Annotated in this window: 16 protein-coding genes; 7 read left to right on the forward strand and 9 right to left on the reverse strand. The window is 60.7% G+C overall.

What is annotated here, in order from left to right; translation table 11 throughout:
- Positions 1-265: 265 nt before the first annotated feature.
- The 4 genes from BP869_RS00585 to BP869_RS00600 form a co-directional block, all read right to left on the reverse strand.
- On the reverse strand, positions 266-1,006 hold the full coding sequence (locus BP869_RS00585; RefSeq protein WP_342675934.1) for a cation transporter dimerization domain-containing protein: 741 nt from the start codon (positions 1,004-1,006) through the stop codon (positions 266-268).
- Positions 982-1,470 (reverse strand): cation diffusion facilitator family transporter, encoded by a 489-nt coding sequence (locus tag BP869_RS00590; protein ID WP_342675936.1) that lies wholly within the window; start codon positions 1,468-1,470, stop codon positions 982-984. The genes BP869_RS00585 and BP869_RS00590 overlap by 25 nt, the downstream gene beginning before the upstream one ends.
- Before the next feature lie 171 nt (positions 1,471-1,641).
- On the reverse strand, positions 1,642-2,262 hold the full coding sequence (locus BP869_RS00595) for a hypothetical protein (protein WP_342675938.1): 621 nt from the start codon (positions 2,260-2,262) through the stop codon (positions 1,642-1,644).
- A 257-nt stretch (positions 2,263-2,519) separates the two neighbouring features.
- Positions 2,520-3,353 (reverse strand): CPBP family intramembrane glutamic endopeptidase, encoded by an 834-nt coding sequence (locus tag BP869_RS00600; protein WP_342675940.1) that lies wholly within the window; start codon positions 3,351-3,353, stop codon positions 2,520-2,522.
- A 119-nt stretch (positions 3,354-3,472) separates the two neighbouring features.
- Between BP869_RS00600 and BP869_RS00605 the strand changes: the two genes are divergently transcribed.
- Positions 3,473-3,985: a GNAT family protein gene (locus tag BP869_RS00605; RefSeq protein WP_342675942.1), complete on the forward strand. Its 513-nt coding sequence runs from the start codon at positions 3,473-3,475 to the stop codon at positions 3,983-3,985.
- A gap of 35 nt (positions 3,986-4,020) precedes the next feature.
- Here the strand turns inward: BP869_RS00605 and BP869_RS00610 are convergent, their stop codons facing one another.
- The 4 genes from BP869_RS00610 to BP869_RS00625 all read right to left on the reverse strand — a co-directional run bounded on the left by BP869_RS00610 (position 4,021) and on the right by BP869_RS00625 (position 7,975).
- On the reverse strand, positions 4,021-5,634 hold the full coding sequence (locus tag BP869_RS00610; RefSeq protein ID WP_342675944.1) for a serine hydrolase: 1,614 nt from the start codon (positions 5,632-5,634) through the stop codon (positions 4,021-4,023).
- A gap of 247 nt (positions 5,635-5,881) precedes the next feature.
- Positions 5,882-6,610: a flavodoxin family protein gene (locus BP869_RS00615; RefSeq protein WP_342675946.1), complete on the reverse strand. Its 729-nt coding sequence runs from the start codon at positions 6,608-6,610 to the stop codon at positions 5,882-5,884.
- A 130-nt stretch (positions 6,611-6,740) separates the two neighbouring features.
- Entirely contained in the window at positions 6,741-7,352 is a 612-nt protein-coding gene (locus BP869_RS00620) for a hypothetical protein (RefSeq protein WP_342675948.1), read from the reverse strand.
- Positions 7,349-7,975 carry a hypothetical protein gene (locus BP869_RS00625; protein WP_342677363.1) on the reverse strand — a complete coding sequence of 209 codons (627 nt, stop codon included), beginning with the start codon at positions 7,973-7,975 and terminating at the stop codon, positions 7,349-7,351. Before BP869_RS00625 ends, BP869_RS00620 begins: the two co-directional genes overlap by 4 nt.
- 303 nt (positions 7,976-8,278) lie before the next feature.
- On the opposite strand from BP869_RS00625, the gene BP869_RS00630 reads away from it, so the two are divergent.
- Genes BP869_RS00630 through BP869_RS00640 form a run of 3 tightly spaced genes read left to right on the forward strand, consistent with a single transcriptional unit; the run spans position 8,279 to position 10,908 of the window.
- Positions 8,279-9,073: an acetoacetate decarboxylase family protein gene (locus BP869_RS00630; RefSeq protein ID WP_342675950.1), complete on the forward strand. Its 795-nt coding sequence runs from the start codon at positions 8,279-8,281 to the stop codon at positions 9,071-9,073.
- Positions 9,074-9,085: 12 nt separating this feature from the next.
- A complete protein-coding gene (locus BP869_RS00635) occupies positions 9,086-9,916 on the forward strand; it encodes an SDR family oxidoreductase (RefSeq protein ID WP_342675952.1) in 831 nt (276 codons plus the stop codon).
- A gap of 29 nt (positions 9,917-9,945) precedes the next feature.
- Complete coding sequence (locus BP869_RS00640; protein WP_300165540.1) at positions 9,946-10,908, forward strand: DUF1848 domain-containing protein; 963 nt, start codon at positions 9,946-9,948, stop codon at positions 10,906-10,908.
- A gap of 227 nt (positions 10,909-11,135) precedes the next feature.
- On the opposite strand, the gene rsgA is transcribed toward BP869_RS00640, so the two are convergent.
- On the reverse strand, positions 11,136-12,230 hold the full coding sequence (rsgA, locus tag BP869_RS00645) for a ribosome small subunit-dependent GTPase A (protein ID WP_342675956.1): 1,095 nt from the start codon (positions 12,228-12,230) through the stop codon (positions 11,136-11,138).
- Between the two features lie 52 nt (positions 12,231-12,282).
- On the opposite strand from rsgA, the gene BP869_RS00650 reads away from it, so the two are divergent.
- The 3 genes from BP869_RS00650 (at position 12,283) to BP869_RS00660 (ending at position 14,901) form a co-directional block, all read left to right on the forward strand.
- Entirely contained in the window at positions 12,283-12,588 is a 306-nt protein-coding gene (locus BP869_RS00650; protein ID WP_342675958.1) for a hypothetical protein, read from the forward strand.
- 70 nt (positions 12,589-12,658) lie between these two features.
- Positions 12,659-13,846, forward strand: coding sequence for a prenyltransferase (locus BP869_RS00655; RefSeq protein WP_342675959.1), 1,188 nt, complete (start codon positions 12,659-12,661; stop codon positions 13,844-13,846).
- On the forward strand, positions 13,843-14,901 hold the full coding sequence (locus tag BP869_RS00660) for a hypothetical protein (RefSeq protein WP_342675961.1): 1,059 nt from the start codon (positions 13,843-13,845) through the stop codon (positions 14,899-14,901). The genes BP869_RS00655 and BP869_RS00660 overlap by 4 nt, the downstream gene beginning before the upstream one ends.
- Positions 14,902-15,045 lie beyond the last annotated feature (144 nt).

Raw genomic sequence — 15,045 nt, forward strand, 5'->3', positions numbered from 1 at the left:
TTCTTTCAAATTTCTGGAGAGGAATGCCATGATCACCACCCCGGGGGGTGATAGAGTCATGATGGCTCCCCTATAGGGCGCGTTGTTCATCTCCTCCGAGTCCCGTGGCACGCCCACTTCCTTTCACACCCCTCGCACCCGGCAAATGAGAACTTTCCCACCTCGATTGCCCACATAGTCTTTTCACGCACCTCCTTCCTGTCGTCCTTCACAGGCACGCAGAGGTCGAGGGGAGTTGAGTGACGTAGAGGAGGTCGCACGAGCATCACACCACTTCCTCCTCGACCGTCCCCACGAGATCGGCGAGCGTCGCCGCGTCGGTCGTCCTCATCCGCACCTTTGCCGAGGCGAGGACATATTCCGGCGACTTCCCCGTAAGGGAGTGGCGGGAGACGCCGACGTCGGGTTTGTGCAGAAGGAGCATCTCCGCCGCCCTGAGACCCTTCTGTTTCTCCATCCCGACGGTCGGGTTCGCGAGGATCTCCTTCCTCTGCAGCCGCCCCTCCTTCACGCCGACGTCGAGGAGGGCGAAGTAGGGCGCTTCCCCGAAGTGAGGGCTGATTGTGCCCTCGAGGTCGTCGAGAGGGACAGCATAGCGCACCCATGCCCGCTCCCCGGGTTCCGGGTGGATGACCACCCTCTCCACATTGGGGACGAGGTCCCGGATCCTGGCCTCGATGCGGTCGCTCACCAGCGTCGCCTCTGCAAGATCGGTCTGCTTCATCGCCACATTCGCCTCGACGAAGATGTACCTCCCCGAGTTCCGGCCTGTCAGGTCCCTGACGCCGACCACCATGGGGTCGGCGAGGATCGCGGACTTGATGGTGTCCCGCGTCTCGTGGTCGACCGAGGCGTCAAGGAGCGTGCGCATGCTGTCTTTCAGGATCCCCCATCCCGAATAGGCAATGAAGGCGGTGACGACGAGGGCCGCCAGGTTGTCGAGGGGAAGCCCGACGTTTTGGCCGAGGAGGGCAAAAAAGACTACAGAGGTCGCGAGCACGTCCACCCTGTGCTGTCTCCCGTCCGCGACGAGACTCGGCGAACGATAGGCGGGCCCACCCGCACCTCGTAGGTGCCGAGGAGATAGGGCACCGAGACCAGGGCCGCAAAGGCGACGAGGACCCATCCGCTGACAGGCAGGACAGTCGACTCGCCGGTGAGGGCCTCGGCCGCGATCTCGCCTGCCGTCAGGAAGACAAGGAGGGAGATAACGACGGCGACGATGTTCTCCACCTTGTAGAGGCCGTAGGGGAACTCCCTGCTCTTCCGGGATGAGAGCCAGATGCCAGCAAGGAGGGCGAGAGACGCGAGCATGTCCAGGGACGAGTGGACCGCGTCGGCCCCGAGGGCCAGGCTCCCGGAGACCTCCGCGAGGACGAGTTTCACCGCGACGAGACCGGCATTCACGGCCAGGGAGAGCCCGGCGACCCTCCGGATAAGAGTCACGGCGGCCTGCCTTTCTGCATGCATGTACCCGACCCCCCTCTCGGCACGCGGAGGGGAAAAAGGTGCATGCCGACGGTGAGTCCCACGGCGGTTTCGTCCTCCGCGGCAAAAATCGCCATGAGAATAGGGTGCCCGACCCGTTCAGGACGGGAATATTCATGCCCCGAAGCAGCACCTCCGGATGGACCTGCCGGGTCAGTTCTCGGGCGACTCGTCGGCGACCGCCGATCCCTCCAGCAGACCCGAGCAGATCCCGCAGAGGTGGACCGTGATCTGGCCTCCATTGCCCGGGTGCAGCACTCTGCTCCTGATCTTCAGGGCGTCGGCGATCGCCTGCTTTTCATGTTCGAGGGCCCGGATCCCGTCACAGGCCTCCTGGATCTCAGGGTGGTCCTGGCTGATGTCGTACGCCGGGTCCATGGAGATCTGCTGTATCGACTCTTTCAACCTCTCCATGACGGCCGAGACGGTTTCGGAGTCGGAGCGGCTTTTCTGAATGATCTCATTGACGTTCGGGATCTTTTTGCCGAACTGCGGGATGTCCGTTTTTATTGTCTCGATCTTAAATTCGAGATATTCGTTCCCGGCGAGTTGATCGACCATCGATTGATAATACTGGACGACCTCGTCCTTTTTCGATTCTATTTTATTGTGGAGGAGACGGATCTTCACGTCGACCCCTTCCGTCATCGTAGCCGTCAGTCCGGCGATGTCCTCCTCCGACCGCCTGCAGATATAACACTCAGGTTTCGAAGACTCAACAGAAACAGGTTCTGCTTTCTGGTTCCTGTTCTTCAGCATGTCGAGTAGAGCCATACTATATCAGATGAATTCTTGAATTATAGATGTTGCTATTTTAATTTCGCGTAATTTACTGTTTAACGCATTGAATGCCAGATTTAATCGGGATGATGGGCGCGACATCTGATAGGTGTGCCCGGGAAAAAGTCTCTCCTTCCCGTGTCCGGGGGTTGCAGGAAGGGGTTGCAGGGTCGAAGAAAAGGGGGATGGGAGGAGTTGTTGGCATTCTGGTCTTTCACATTATCTGCTGGCCCTATGAAAACCCCCCTGACTTATCTCCCGGCACCCGGCAGGAGGCCCCGGTAGTGCCAGAAGACGAGGGCCAGGACGACGTAGATCGCCGGGGAGGCCCAGCCGAACTCGCCGAGGATCATCTCCGTCCCGGCCGTCTGCACGGTGAGGGCCGGGTAGAACTGCTGGATGAAGTAGTTCCAGAAACCGTGGAAGAGGATGGCCGGGACGACGCTCCCCGACTTCAGGGTGAGCCAGGCAAGGACGAGGCCGGCACCCATGACCGAGGGGATGAAGACGGCGATCGAGAACCAGAGGGGGCCGGCGCCGTGGTAGGTGGAGAAGAGGATCATGGGGAAGTGCCATGCCGTCCAGATGCCGCCGGAGAGGAGGGCGAGTTCGGTGAAGCCCATGAACTTCGCCATCTCCGGGACAAGGAGGCCCCGCCACCCGATCTCCTCGCCGGCGGCGGCGAAGAGGTTGAGGAGGATGGCGACGAGGAAGGCGGGGACGAAGGCGAGGCTGAAGACCGTCGCGGCGCTCCCGGTGTCGAACGCACCGATGCCGGTCGCCCAGACGGCGCCGAACATCAGGAGGCCGATGGCGATGGGGAGGAATATCCCGACCAGCGACCAGCGGATGTCGCCGACGCGAAAGCCAAAACCCTTCAGGTCCCGCTGGACGTACAGGCGCGTGAGGACCGCGGCGATGCCGGGGCACCACATGGTGACGAGGGTGAAGAGGATGATGCTCTCCCGGGTCGTGCTTCCGGTCGTGAGGGCCCACCCGACGCTGCTCAGGGCGAAGGTGAGGAGGAGAAAGAGGAGCACCTCTCTCCGTGCTGTCGACGGGGAGGCTGGGTCGTACGGTGTCATCGATAGCGTTTCTCCGGCGATGTATTAAGGATTTTTTCCGGTTTGTGACGGCGTCCGGGCGCCGCGGGAGAGACCTTCGTGGAAGGTTTATGGGGGATGAAATCCCACTCGAAGTCCGTATGCGCTGCGAAACCCCCTCGTCTGTCCTCCGCGACTGGGCCCCTGAGGACGCCCCAGCCCTCGCCCGCCATGCCGACAACCCCGCGGTCGCCTGCCATATGCGGGACGCGTTCCCCCACCCCTACACCCGCAGGGACGCGGAGACCTTCATCGCCATGGCGGCGCACAATCCCTCGGCCCTCATGCTGGCTATCGAGGTGGACGGCGAGGCCGTGGGGGGCATCGGCATCCACCCGCTCCTCGATGTCTATCGCGGGACCGCCGAGATCGGGTACTGGCTTTCTGAGGAGTACTGGGGCAGGGGGATTGCGACCGATGCGGTGCGGGCGGTCGTCCCTCTGGCCTTCGACCTCTACCCAATCGTCCGCCTGCAGGCCGGGATCTTCGAGAACAACCCGGCGTCGATGCGGGTGCTGGAGAAGTGCGGTTTCGTGCGGGAGGCGGTCCACAGGTCGGCGGTCACGAAGGACGGCGTCGTCATGGACGAGTACCTCTATGCCCTCGTGACGTGAGAAGGGGAAAGGATCGGCACGGTGACATGAAAAAATCAGGGTGAGGGGCGGACAAATGTCCCGTTCCGCCCTGGCAGGTCGAACTGCGCGAACCAGACACTGGTGGCGGTCCCGTCGCTGCCGACGGTGAAGATCACGGGGGTATCTGTCTCCGTATCACGGAAGGTGTCGCCGTCATGCGGGACAAGGAAAAACGGACACGTGCTGTGGCCGGGGTACACCAGGAGCCCGGTCGCATTCGTATCGACACGGATGGTGCCGTAATAGTCCTGTGCATATGAACCGCTATATGCCGCATTCGGGCGGGCAGGTCTTGGGTCTGCCTGTTCGGGCGCGAGGTGGTCATAGGGGTTCAGCGCCGATGCCCCTGGCTTCATCGCCTCGTTAAGTTCTGTCTCCGTCTCCCCGTACCAGTCCTTCTGGACCGTTCCCGTAAAGTACAGGTCGTCCCACCCGTTTGTCACCGCCTTTTTGAGGACGTACCCTCCGGGGAAACCATTGGTGAGGACAACGATCCCCATCTTCTCTTCAGGATAGATCGTAATGTACGTCGAGACACCGGTGTCGAGGTCGCCGCCGTGTTCAAAACGGGTGTGCCCGTACCCGATAACGGATTCCCAGCCGAGAGCGTTTGCCATCACGCCGTTAGGGGAAGATCGTATGATGTTCTGGGGGGTGTGCGTCTCACGGAGGGCCGCGGCCGCAATCACCTGCTTACCGTCGATACTTCCCTCATTCACCTGGAGCCGGGCGTACCTGGCCATATCTTCGATGGTCGAACTCACCCCTCCGTCGGGGCTGTTGACGTCGTCGTTCAGGAGTTGTCCGGCCACTGCCGTCCCGTCTGTCACGAGATAGGTATCAGCATGGTCGTCTGCGAGGGCAAAGTCGGCGAAGCGGGCGCTCGTGTTTTTCATGCCGGCGGGGACAAAGACCCGCTCGGCGACGAGGTCCTCCCAGGGCTGTCCCGCCCGCTTTGCAGCCGCCTCTGCCGCCGACGTGATGCCGATGTTCGAGTATGCATAGGAGGAGCGGAACTCGCCCGTCAAGGTGAGGTACCTGAGTTTCTGTATGATCTCCGACCTGTTGCAGGCGAACCCGTACTGGAGGATGTCGCCGCCGTACTGCGGAAGCCCGGTCCGGTGCGAGAGGAGATCGCGGAAAGTGACGTGTTCTGTCACCCAGGGATCGGAGAGGCGGAAGTCGGGGTTCAGGGGTGCGACCCTGTCATCCCACGAGAGTTCCCCGTCTCCGACCATGGATGCGATCGATGCTGCGGTGAAGGATTTTGAGATGGACGCGAGCTGGAACCGGGTGTGGGGCGTGACCGGGTCCTGTGTCGTGATGTTCTTCACGCCGAAGCACCGGAGGTAGACGACCGTGTCGTTCTGCACCACGGCGACTGCCATCCCCGGAACGCCGCTTTTCTGGAAGGTCTGCTCGGCGTAGGCATCGAACCGGGGGATGATGGCGGCGACGTCCTCTGCCCCGCTGTTTTCCGTCGAGATGTTCACGTTCTGGAGCGGTATCGGCTGGCCTGAGGGCGATGCGATGCAGCCGCAGACGAGGGCAATGCAGACGAGGCCGGCGATGATGAGTGTCTCCGGGGTTTTTTGATGAATGGTATCAGATCCTTTTGTAAATATCACACTTTTTTATTTGTATTTCAATATTATGACTTGTATTTCAAATCTGTTTGTAAATCAGGATTCACATCGGTGTCTGTTGGCCCGGCGGCGATCGGAACAGCGGATCGATCCGCGTCGCACCAATCGGCATGGTCCGCCGCTTCCCCTGCTATTGGGGGACACGGATGTCTCGCACTCTTCGGGGACGGCGATCAGACGAAGACGTGCTTTCAAAAGAGGGAGAGATCCCGGACTCCCGTGATCCCCCTTATGTCCGTCCGCTCCACAGATCGTCCCAGTACCGGTTGACCGCCTGCCGGTAGATCTCGACATACTCAGGCGACGGGACGAGGGGTTCTTCGAGGCGCTGTCTCGTCCCCTCGGAGAGTCTGCCGGCCGTCACCACCTCTTCCCCGGCCGCCCGCACCTGGTCCCTGTACCGTGCGACCGCCTCCGCGGCGGCCGGTTCTGTCAGCCAGGCCCCCCCGCCGCGATAGATCTCGGCGACGAACTCGGTCTTGTAGTTGCGTGCCATCCGCTGTGTCAGGAGTCTGAGCACCTGAAAATGGCTCTGCTCCGGGAAACCGCAGTTTGCGATCATCACGAACTTCGGGCTCTCCCCGCCCCTATTCGGATGGACGGTCTCTCCCCCCGCGTCCACGACAAAATGGGGGTCGCCGAGCGGGAGGAGGCGGTCGATGAAGATCTTCAGGCGGCTGGAAATATTGTCGTTGTGAAGGGGCGTTGCGAAGACGACGACGTCGGCGGAGGAGAACAATCCGATCAACTCTTCCATATCGTCCTTCAGGACGCACTCCGCCGTCGGCGACAGCCAGCACTGAAAACACCCGAGGCAGTGATCGATCTTTTTCTCCGCGAGGAAGACGTTCTCCACATCGGCGCCCGCCCCTGCCGCCCCTTCGAGGAAGGCGTCGACCATGACGTGCGTGTTGCTCTCCTCCCCCTTCGGACTCCCGTTGAATGCGACGACTTTCATGTGGTTCACCGTCGTCTGATCGATGCGGGGTGGGTAATAAAGGTGTGGGCCGCGGGGTTATACCCGGGTGATGATCGCGGATTTTGACAGTTTATAACCGGTCAAAAAATTCGTGTCAGGTCTGCCAGTCTTACTCTATCCCCATCAAAATCCCGGCCAGCGCGAAGAGGAGGAGGCCGTTGACCACGACGACGCCCGCGATCACCATGCCGGAGACGAGGCCGGGCACGAGCATGCTGACGCCGAAGGCGATCGCAACGAGGTTCAGCACCGTCTGAGTGACCAGCAATTTTTTCAGGGCCGGGGGGATGGGCCCGGCCGGGAGGTCTCCGCCGCCCCGGAGCACCGGGAGAAACCGCCCGGCGAGGAGGACGCCGCCCCCGACGATGTTCAGGAGGCCGAGGAGGACCCTGAGCAGGTCGGTCAGGACGCCCGGCACGATGCAGGCGACGACGCCCAGGGCGGCGAAGACGGCCCCGATCAGGACCATGAGCCAGGAGCGGGTGTACTGGCCCACCGGCGTCTCCCCGAGGGCCATCATCTGGATGGCCATGATGACCATCAGCAGGCCGAGCTGACCGTCAGGGGAGAAGGGGATCGCCCCCAGGTTGACCGGGAAGAGGAGGAGGCCGAGGAGCACCAGGAGGGTGGCGACCACGAGGATGGTGGCGACCGGGAGGGAGACCGAGGCGTCCCGGAAAATGCGGAAACCGCTCTGTGTCTGAGAGTCGTCGGGCGTCATGTCTCCCCCTGGGGGTACGCCCTCGCCGTCTTCTGAATGCTCCACGCGAGATAGAAGAAAAAGACGCCGTAGAGGACGAGGAGCACCGCCGTCTGCGGGTCGGTCGTGATGCCGGGGAGGAGGGTGACAAGGCCGAGGGCGACCGAGAGGAGGTACACGCCCGTGCAGGCGACTGTCAGGTGCCGCAGGACGCCGGGCACCTTCAGCCACGTCCTCGCCCTCCCTTCGACAAGGAACAACTGGAGGAGAAGAGCGGTCCCGCCGCCGGCGAGGAGGACGCCGACCAGGATGCGGACAGGTGCGGTCAGGGTGCCGGGGATGAAGCAGGCGACCATGCCGACGACCGCCGTGCAGATGCCGAGCACGACGACCGCCCACGACCGGCGGAGGTCGCCGAAGGGCGTCTTCCCCATCGTGACGACCTGGAAGGAGACGATGACCAGGAAAAGACCGTAGGTGCTGTCCGGCGTGTAGGGCAGGTCCCCCCTATGGATGCCGACGAGGAGGAGGCCGAAGAGGAGCATGAAGACGCCGAAGACAAGGAGGATGACGACCTCGAAGGAGAGGTCAGACTCCTCTCTCAGCGTCGAAGAGGTTTTTTCGTTCTCGCGGTTCTCGACCACCAAATCCGTCTCTCCCCTGAAATGTCTCCGGCACCGGGTGCGCGAATACTCGTAATTGGGTAGATATTCGATATATCATTCGTATTATATGTATCCATTTGAGATCTGTGCCGCCTCGTCCCTCGCCTGTCCCTCTCTTCTCTCCGGTGCCATTCATCCGACCGTCAGAACCTATCTCGGCCGCATATCTGTCAGTTCCATTGACAGAGATCCTGTATCGGGCATTTTTGAATTCATGTGACTCTGCACGGATGATTCAAAAAATATATCTGTCCCGACAATAATCCGTGAGCAGGAATACCCATGTTCAGACCACGAAACGATTTCACATACCTGATGCCGGTCCACTTCGGCGGCGGAAAATTCGATGCCGGGACGCTCATCACGCAGAGATCGACGGCCCTGACCCTCACCTACGAAACCGAGAGAGACCTTCTGGAGAACTACATCCCCGAAGGTTTCGAACTCCTGGCCCCTGAGGTGCAGGTGAGTTTCAACAGGTTCACCGAGATCAACTGGATGCAGGGCGGACAGTACAACCTGATCAATGTGGCGGCGCCTGTCAGGTTCCACGGCACGAAGGACCGCCTGGACGGCGCGTACACGCTGGTCGTCTGGGAGAACAAGACCGCACCCATCCTCGGCGGGCGGGAGCAGACCGGGATCCCGAAGATCTATGCTGATATCGAGGACCTGCACATCGTCAGGCCGCACTATGCGACGACGGTCAGTTACGAGGGGAACACCTTCCTCACCCTGGACTTCGAGGCCGCAGGGCCGATAACGGGAGAGGACCTGGACGCCGTGAAGTCCCAGATGGCGTCCATGAACACCCTGGGGTGGCGGTATATCCCGAAGGTGGGGGCGCCGGGTGCGGAATTGAGCCAGTTCGTCCTCTACCCTCAGGGTATGGAGGTGGAGTCGGCACAGGCGGGAACGGGCACCCTCAGGTGGACAGAGCAGACGCCGATGCAGAACCCGGCCCAGTACTATATCATCAACAGCCTCGCCGCCCTCCCCATAAAGAGGGTGACGCAGGCGTTGCTGACCGAGGGGACGGCCGTCCTTCGTGCGATGGGCGCGAGGGTCATCGAATGAGAGGTGGAAACTATGGATGAGTATTACAACGGCAAGATCGCTATCGTCACCGGGGCGAACTCAGGGATCGGGTATGCGGTGAGCGAGGAACTCCTGAAGAGGGGGGCTATCGTCTACATGGCCGGACGGAGTCGGGAGAAGATCGCGAAAGCTGCGGCGCAGCTCTCCGCGTACGGGGACCGCGTCCGCACCCTCGTCATGGACGTGACGAAGGAGGAGCAGGTGCAGAAGGGCATCGAGGGGACGGCGGCCGAGGCCGGGAGGCTGGACCTGCTGTTCAACAATGCGGGGGTGGGCGGCACCCTCCCGTTCGAGCAGGCGACCTTGGAGGACTGGAAGACGATCATCGACACCAATCTCTGGAGCGTCATCTACGGCGTCCATTTCGCGGTGCCGATCATGCTCAGGCAGGGGTCGGGCCATATCGTGAACACCAGTTCGATTGCAGGCATCATCCCGCCTCCGTTCCAGGCGCTCTACTCTCTCACGAAATACGGGGTGACCGGCATGACCGAGTGCCTGAAATACGAGTTTGCAGAGAAGGGTCTCCACTTCTCGACCATCTGTCCGGCCAATATCGCGACCGCGATCTTCAACAAGAGCATCGACGGCAAAACCCACGGCGACCTGCGGGTCCCGGACGACGCCTATCCTGTCGAGAAGGCGGCGTCTTTCATCCTGGACAGGGTGGCGGAGCAGAAGGGGATCATCGTCGTGCCCGAGGACCCGAACACCGATGTCTGGAAGGGGTATGTCCTCGGCGACCGGGAGGTGGAAGAGCGGTTGTACCAGATGGCGCACGACCGCAGGGAGGCCTTCGAGAAGGGCGGGACATATTTCTGAGATCAGGCTCCACTCTTTTTTCGCGAGGCATGAAGACAGTAGCGCCCGTGATCATCTCGGCGAGCCGGGCGACAGACATCCCGGCATTTTACAGCGAATGGTTCATGAACAGGCTGCGGGCCGGGTATGCGGTCTGGACGAACCCCTTCAACAGGAAATTCTCCCAGAAGGTCTCCTTTGAAAAGACGAGGGTGTTTGTCTTCTGGACGAAGAACCCCGCCCCCCTGGTGCCGCACCTCGACGAGATCGAGAGGATGGGGTATCATTACTATTTCCAGTACACTCTCAACGATTACGAGAGGGAGGGGCTCGAGCCTGGCCTGCCCCCTCTCGACGAGCGTGTCGAGACCTTCCGGGCGCTTGCTGAGCGTGTGGGAAAGGAGCGGGTGATCTGGCGCTTCGACCCCCTCCTCCTCTCCAACGACCTCACCGTCGAGAAACTCCTCGCACGGGTGAAGGGGGTGGGGGACCGCATCCACGCCTCGACGGAACGCCTGGTCTTCAGCTTTGCCGACATCGACGCCTACCGCGCGGTGCGGCGGCGGCTCGGTTGGAGGTACCGCGAGTTCGGGCTCGAGGAGATGCGGGCCTTTGCCGAGGGCCTCGCCGCACTGAACAGTGACTGGGATCTTGCCCTCGCCACCTGTGCGGAGGAGGTCGACCTCTCCGCCTGCAGGATAAAGAAGAACAGGTGCATCGACGACCGCCTCCTCAGACGCCTCTTCCCCGACGACCCCGCGTTGACGGCATTCCTGGGCCCGCCGTCGCAACGCGACCTTTTCGGGAGGACCACTCCCGCGAAGGGCCTGAAGGACAAAGGCCAGCGGGAGAGCTGCGGCTGCATCCGGAGCAAGGACATCGGCGCCTACTCGACATGCCCCCACCTCTGCCTCTACTGCTATGCGAACTCGGCCGAAGGGGCGGTGCGGCGGAATTCTGAGAGGCACCGGGTTGAGGAGGAGGGGTTGGTGCAGACGGGGGAAGGGGCGTGATCGTGTCCCGACCATCCTGGGTGCAGTCAGCCACCCGGACGGGAACTCCCTCGGCGTAGAGTCTCAAACCCTCTCTCTTCTGCCGGAGATCGCTGACAATCCGGAGGCGGAGGCCCTCCTTGAGTTCATAGAGTATAACACAGACCCTTCTCCTCTCCTGACGGGCCCTCCTTTTCCGCCGAGAGATGCCGGGTCCGATTTGCAATCGGTACTGCACCGGATTGCCGTTACTTCCCTTTTATCTTCCAGATATCTCGGGCAGATTTTCCGATTTCTTTCCAGCGCTTCTTTTCAAGCCTCACCAGCCCGATCTCCGCTTTATCCCGTTCGAATTCGAGTTCTCGCATGAGCCGGTGAAAATTCTCCAGCCGTGCTGCAGAGAGGACTCCGTCCCTCACGGCCGCCTGCACCGCACAGCCCGGCTCCTGTTCGTGCCGGCAGTCCGAGAACCGGCAGCCCTCCGCCAGTTCGAGAATATCGGGGAATGTATCAGCAATACCGGCAGCTGCCGTACCGATGCCGACCTCCCTCAAACCGGGGTTGTCTATCATGAGCGCCCCGCCTTCCAGGACGAAGAGCTGGCGGACGGTCGTGGTGTGCCGCCCTTTCTCGTCGTAGTCCCGGGTATGCGAGGTCTCCTGCACCGGACAGCCCATGAGCCGGTTTATCAGGGTGGACTTGCCGACGCCCGACGAACCGATGAGGGCGACCGTTGTTCCCGGCGGGAGGTACGGGTCAAGCCGGTCGACACCCTCTCCGCTCGCGGCGCTGATTGGAATGACCGGTATACCGGGAGAGCCCGAAGCGATCCCATCGGCGAGCGATGCGGGGTCGTCCGCCAGATCGGATTTATTGATGACGATAACGGGGCGGGCACCCGAAGCGTGGGCGATAGCGAGAAAGCGCTCTATCCGGCGGGCGTTGAGGTCATGACCGGCGGCCGTGACGATAAAGACCGTATCGATATTCGCCGCAATGACCTGGTCGGTGCTTTCACGTCCCGATGCCCCCCGTGCAAAGAGGGTCTTGCGCGGGAGGATATCAACGATCGTCGAGGTGCCGGCCTCCGGCTGATCGAGCAATACGACGAAATCTCCAACCGCTGGAAAGCGGCCGAGTTTCCGCAGAGCTCCGGAGATCCCCGCCGTGATGGACCCGCCGTCGACGAGAACGTCCCACACGGTCTTCTGCCGGCAGGCCACGCGGCCCGGCACATACGGCCCGGCGTACTTTGAGAATGCCGCATTGTGCTCCTCCGTCCAGCCGAGGTCTTCAAGCGTATGGGAGTGCTGCTCTCCGCACCGGGATGTGGACTGTTTCATTAGACGACCTTTCCTCTGTAAAATGGGTGGCATACAATGCGCCAAGTGCTTTGTGGTCGTTTTCATCGACTGCGGTCTCTTCTGTGTGGCGAACGCATGCGAGCAACGGTGTGCCTACAAGGTCAAAGAAGAGGGTGCCGCCGTTGAAAATAGTGATATTGATAACAGCAGCGAGACGATGATGCTGATCCTCACGCCTTTCTGGTTCATGGCTCTGAAATGCGGTCTGTCCTTTTCCGGTGAGTTTGAGAGTGATCTCCTTCTCATTTCGCAGGCCGCGAACTTTTTTACCAGTCCGCGCTTTGTCAGCCGGGTTATCGTCCGGGATGCGGCCGAGGGCGTTACCCCGAGAATGTGATCCCGGATACCGCATTGAGGAAAGCGCCTCTCGTATTCATACGGGGTGTCGGGTTCGATCACGGTGCTGGTTGTTTCGGGAGGATCCCGACATCATCGAGAGTATCGACAGCGAAAATATTAATGCCGCCCGGACCACTGAAGGCGTTCGAGGCGAAAAGTGCGAAGGAGTGAATATCCGCCAGATTAACAGAGCGAAGACAAATCGTTGGTATGGAAATGTGTGCGGTGATATCCGTTTCATGATACGGTCCAGAGAGTACGATTATGATGACAAAAAAACTGTGACGCCTCCTGCTGGAGGAGATGGCTTCGACTTTCGCACATTCCGGCACATCCTGCGGATCGAGGGGCTCATTCCTTTTACCGGGTGTGCAATTCTCATCGGGTTTGCCGCGGCGCTATGGGAAGTCGGTTTTTCAGGCGCTGACTGGCGCTTATTTGGTATCGCGGTTGTCGCAGTTCTCTTCGTCCACATCGATGCCCACATCTGGAATGATATCATGGATCTCGAGGTAGACCGGCGTGAAAAGAGCAGGGAAACGAAACGTGACCGGCCCCTCGTCTATGGGTGGGCTACTGTCGGCGATTACAGGAAGATGTCCGCGATTATCACGGTCCTGGTGGTGGTCCTCACCGCATACCTGACGATGCAGCGGATTTTGATCCCACTCCTGTTTATCATGGGATTTTTTTTCGATTATGGCTATAATCATCCCCGCATCGCGCTGGGGCACCAGCCCTATACCGAATGGTACATTTTTCCCTGGCTGGTCGTCGGCGTGACGGTGACGATCGTCTATGCCGCGACCGGCATATTCTCTCTCCTGGCCTTCATCCTGTCGCTCCTGCACGGCCTGACGGTGACCTGTTTCGCGGTATCGATGATGCGTCGGGACGTACATTCCGACCGGTTGGGGGGGAAAAAGACATCTTCCGTCGTGTCTCCGGAGATCCCGCACGCCACGGTGTACGGCATCGTTACCTTGCTTGTGTCCGTCCTGATGTTCTACCCTCTTGTTTCCATTCTCGGCAGTACGGAGTTCGCATATCTTCTTATCCTCACAACGGCCGTTATCGCAGCGATGAACACGGTTTGCGGGGCAAGAATTGATCAACTGTGCACCCGCGCGTTGTACTCCGTTTATCCTGATTTCGAGTCGAAAGCCAACACGTTAATGTTGCAGCAGGTGGGAGCATCGATGGTCCATGCCGTGGCGATCACCGTGATCGTACTGACGTCCGGGGGGATTGTATGAACGTTGCGATTGCAGGTGCCGGGATCGCCGGCGGGTATCTGGCCGGGCTTCTCGAACAGAGAGGGATCTCGCCGGATGTCTATGACGGCCGGGGACATGCCACTCGCTGTACATGCCGTTCGTGCGGGTGGGGTGCGCCGACGGGTATCGGACCGTACCTCGCCGATGTCGGCCTCGACCTGGACGACTACCTCATCGAACCCATGTCCCCCATGGATTTTGATGGCCTTGTGGCCACGACGCCCCTTTGCACCGTACATAAACCCTGGCTTCTCCAGGATCTCACGAGATCTGTCCGATTGAAGCGGCAGGATCTGGTGCCGGAGAAGGCAGAGGACTATGATATTGTGGTGGATGCGACCGGGATCAACCGGGCTCTCCTTCCTCCCTGCAGGTCCGACCTGACGCTCCCGACGCTGCAGCACCGGGTAATCGTGGAATCCAGAGGGAGCGAGCGCCTCGGAGCGGGGGTGTACGGGAACCGGATACCGGGACTCGGGTACCTGTGGATCTTTCCTCTCGGACACGATCACTATCATATCGGCATTGGCGGTATCGGCCGTATCCAGCACGATAGCCTTCTGGAACGGTTTTATCGGGATGCGTCCGGGCAGTTTTCATTCACCCGGCAATGCGGCTGTCATGGTCTCGTCCGGGTCGCTTCTCCGTATTACTCGACGCCCTTCTCTGTCAGAAAGACGCGGAGCGACGGTTCGCCCCAGGTGATCATTGGTGTCGGCGAATCGATAGGGACCGTGTCGCCGTTCACGGGAGAAGGAATTGTTTATTCTCTGGAATGTGCAAGACTTCTGGCAGATTCCTGGCCGGACCCTGAGGACTATACCAGATCGGTGCTGGGCCGGTTCGCCTGGATGAAAAAAGAGCGGGAAACGCTCGATTATCTTCTCTCGCCCGAAGGAAAGAGCGGGCCGAGGCTGCGGGATCGATGGAGGTTTTTCCGCAATGCTCGTCGTTCCGGGATCGGACTTCCCATGCTGGAGGCTTTCAAGCGGATGGGCAGCCTTTCGCAATGGTTGGAGGGCCCGGATGTATGATCAATAATGATTCAGGTACGATCTCCCCACTGATATCTGGCGTGTCTCGTGCGGCAGGCCTGTTCTTTCCCGTCACTTTTTGCCGGCGGGATCGAAAGCAGAAGGATGCTCAACGGGTCGAGGAGTCACGAATATAGCGTTTCA

Source organism: Methanofollis sp. UBA420 (genome assembly GCF_002498315.1).
Classification (GTDB): domain Archaea; phylum Halobacteriota; class Methanomicrobia; order Methanomicrobiales; family Methanofollaceae; genus Methanofollis.